The sequence below is a fragment of the Hyphomonas sp. UBA3601 genome (genome assembly GCF_002375605.1).
Classification (GTDB): Bacteria; Pseudomonadota; Alphaproteobacteria; order Caulobacterales; family Hyphomonadaceae; genus Hyphomonas.
Genome location: NZ_DFME01000002.1, coordinates 24,735 through 28,060, shown reverse-complemented (window position 1 = coordinate 28,060; position 3,326 = coordinate 24,735). Strand labels below are relative to the sequence as shown.

Annotated in this window: 3 protein-coding genes; all 3 read right to left on the bottom strand. The window is 59.5% G+C overall.

Annotation, left to right across the window (positions count from 1 at the left end):
• Positions 1–69 precede the first annotated feature (69 nt).
• Entirely contained in the window at positions 70–504 is a 435-nt protein-coding gene (locus B4F73_RS00150; RefSeq protein WP_290478748.1) for a hotdog fold thioesterase, read from the bottom strand.
• A gap of 78 nt (positions 505–582) precedes the next feature.
• A complete protein-coding gene (locus tag B4F73_RS00145; protein ID WP_290482226.1) occupies positions 583–2,970 on the bottom strand; it encodes a transketolase in 2,388 nt (795 codons plus the stop codon).
• A gap of 161 nt (positions 2,971–3,131) precedes the next feature.
• On the bottom strand, positions 3,132–3,326 hold a 195-nt coding region (locus tag B4F73_RS00140), incomplete at its 5' end, for a hypothetical protein (protein ID WP_290482225.1).

Below are 3,326 nucleotides of genomic sequence, written 5' to 3'. Positions count from 1 at the left end.
CTCCCGCACCCAAACTGGCCCTCGATGTCCTCACGGATATCGGGGGCTTTTTCTATTGGGCCCGGAGTTTCAAGCCTGTCTCGCTGGGATCACCGCGACCGTGAAACGGGAGATACAAACCAGGCGGTCAGTCTCATCAGTGATGCGGATGGACCATATCTGCGTTGTCCGGCCGAGCGCTTCCGGCGTGGCGGTTCCGTACACATACCCTTCTTTCACAGGCCTCACATGATTGGCATTGATCTCGAGGCCGACACCGATCTGCTCGTTGGAATCCAGAGTCAGGTTAGCTGCGATGGATCCAACGGTTTCGGCCAGAGCCACAGATGCTCCCCCATGCAGCCGACCGTGTGGTTGGAGCGTGCGTGCGTCGACGGGCATGCGGGCCGTCAGCGAATTGTCGGTTATGCCCGTGACGGTGATACCCAGATGGTCAACCATCGTCCCTGACTGGTTTGAACTCAGGGTTTCAAGATCGGGTAGACCATTTTTCCAGATCGACATGTCGTCTCCATATGTTGGCACGAAGTCGACCACAGCATGGGAAGGGCGTTGCTCACAAGTCCTCACGCAGGGACAAAGCTAGACATGTTTGGCGAGACGAATCTTGCGGCCAGCCGACAGGTGATTGGCGGCGGCGACGATGGCGTCGGCGTCGATCATGAAGTGCCTGTAGAGATCATTGATCGTGCCGGTCTGGCCGAAATGTTCGACGCCAAGCGGCGCGGTCCGGTGGCCCATGACTGAACCGATCCAGGCAAGTGTTGCCGGGTGGCCGTCCGTAACGGTAATCAGCGTCGCGTCGCGCGAGACTGAGCCCATCAAGCGTTCGATCTGGCTGACGGCGTTATCCTGCCCGCGCGCTCTGGCGCGGCGCGCAGCGGTCCATCCGGAGTTCAGGCGATCGGCAGAGGTAATGGCCAGCACGCCGATATCGCGCCGGTCATTGCCGATGCGTCCGGCTGCTTCGATGACTTCGGGCGCGACGCAGCCCTGATAGGCGATCACGACCTCACAATTCGGGCCCGGTTCCCGAAGCCAGTAACCGCCATCGACCACGCCGCGCCTGAAATCCGCATCATCGCGCGCTTTTAGGCCGAGCTGGTCAATGGAGCGTGTGGTCAGGCGCAGATAAACTGAGCCACCGGTTTCATCACGTAGCCAAGTGCGCTCATCCGGGTCACCCTCACCGCTGCGTTGGAGATAGTCGAAGGACCAATCCATGATGATCGAGAGTTCATCGAGGAAGGCTGGTTCAAAAGAAACAAGCCCGTCCTGACTCATGCCGATCAGTTGCGCACCGATAGATTGGTGGGCGCCGCCTTCCGGGGCCAGCGTCACTCCAGAGGGCGTGCCAACAATGATGAACCGGGAGTCCTGATAACAGGCATAATTCATCGCATCGAGGCCGCGCGCCACAAACGGATCATAGACCGTGCCAATGGGAATGATGCGCTCGCCAAACAGGCTGTGTGACAAGCCGGCCGCGCCGAGCATCAGGAAGAGGTTCATCTCGGCGATGCCAAGCTCGATATGCTGGCCCTCGGGAGAGAATTGCCATTTTTGCGTTGAGGGAATGCGCTGTTCCCGGAACGTGTCGCCCTTGGCTTCGCGTGCGAACAGGCTGCGCCGATTGACCCATGGCCCGAGATTGGTTGACGCGGTCACATCCGGGGACGTGGTCAGGATACGGTCAGCCAGTTCGCTGTCGGTCTTGGCGATGGCATCGAGTATCTTTCCGAAGCCGGCCTGTGTGGATTGGTTGCGATCGTCAAGGAAGACCGGGCCGGAGCTTTTCACGATAGGGGCGTCGAACCGCCTGCGGCCTTTCGCGAAGAAGGCGGCGTCATTCATCAGCGCCGTCAGGCCATCAGGATTGTCGATCCCGGCGAGCACGTTCCATTCCTCGCCCTGCGGCACGCCCATGCGCTTCTGGAAATCCGCCATTTGGGACGGGTTCATCAGGCCGGCATGATTGTCCTTGTGCCCCGCCAGCGGCGTGCCCCAGCCCTTGATCGTATAGGCGAGGAAGACGGTGGGCTGGTCGTCTGTGACCCCGTCAAACGCTTCGGTCAGCGTCTGGACGCACTGACCGCCGAGATTGTTCATCAGGGCGGAAAGCTCGTCATCGCTGCGTTTTTCGAGCAAGGTCGTGACGTCGCCCTGATCGCCGATGTCATCCATCAGGCGTTTGCGCCATGCTGCACCGCCTTGATAGGTGAGAGCCGAATAGTCAGCATTCGGACAGGTCTGGATCCATTCCTTCAGGGCCTTGCCGCCCGGTTCCTCGAATGCCGCGCGTTGCAAGACGCCATGGCGCAGAACGACTGTGCGCCATCCAAAGGCCTTGAAGATGGCATCGATTTTCTCCCACAGTCCCTCGTGCACGACACCGTCAAGGCTCTGTCGGTTATAGTCTATGATCCACCAGGTATTGCGCAAATCATGCTTCCAGCCTTCCTGAAGGCATTCATAGACATTGCCTTCGTCCAGCTCGGCATCCCCCACGAGGGCGATCATGCGGCCAAGCTGACGATCACTCGCCCACGGTTTGGCTTCGAGATAATCCTGCATCAGCGAAGCGAAGGCCGTGATCGCGACGCCAAGGCCAACAGAGCCTGTGGAGAAGTCGACATCGTCCACATCCTTAGTGCGGCTCGGATAGGATTGCGCGCCGCCATAGCCGCGAAAATTCTCGAGCTTTTCGCGCGTCTGGTTCCCCATCATGTATTGCATGGCATGGAAGACCGGCGAGGCATGCGGCTTCACCGCAACCCGGTCTTCCGGACGCAGTGTATGGAAATAGAGGGCCGCCATGATCGACACCATCGAGGCGCAAGAGGCCTGGTGGCCGCCGACTTTCACGTCGCCTTCCTCTTTTTCGCGGAGATGGTTGGCATTGTGCACGATCCAGGAGGACAGCCAAAGCAGGCGTTGCTCCATGGATTTCAGCGCCTCGAAGTCGGTCATTGCGAAAAGCCCTGTTCTGGCAGTCTGCGCCGGGCGGACTGCAATTTGAATACAGGTTCGTACCATCAGCCGAGCGGCAGATCATCCCTCTCGATGATAATGACAGGGCATGTCAGTGCGTCTGGCCGCCGAATGTTGAAACAAAACTGCTTCGATCGTGATCAGGCGAAGAGATCACCTGTTTCCACGTCGCGCGCTGGAGCCATATCGTCACCGCGATAGAAACAGGGGTGTTTGATGCGGCTGAAATTCCTGTGCCGCTCATAATGGACCCAGCCGCCATTGGGCATGCGCTGGCTGAGGATCGGCGCATCGCAGACGGGGCAGGCGGAATGGCAGGATTTTTCCGGCCCGCC

What these genes read in the sequence shown, in the direction of transcription:
- B4F73_RS00150 (WP_290478748.1), bottom strand. Translation starts at nt 504, where the DNA reads ATGTCGATCTGGAAAAATGGTCTACCCGATCTTGAAACCCTGAGTTCA.
- B4F73_RS00145 (WP_290482226.1), bottom strand. Translation starts at nt 2,970, where the DNA reads ATGACCGACTTCGAGGCGCTGAAATCCATGGAGCAACGCCTGCTTTGG.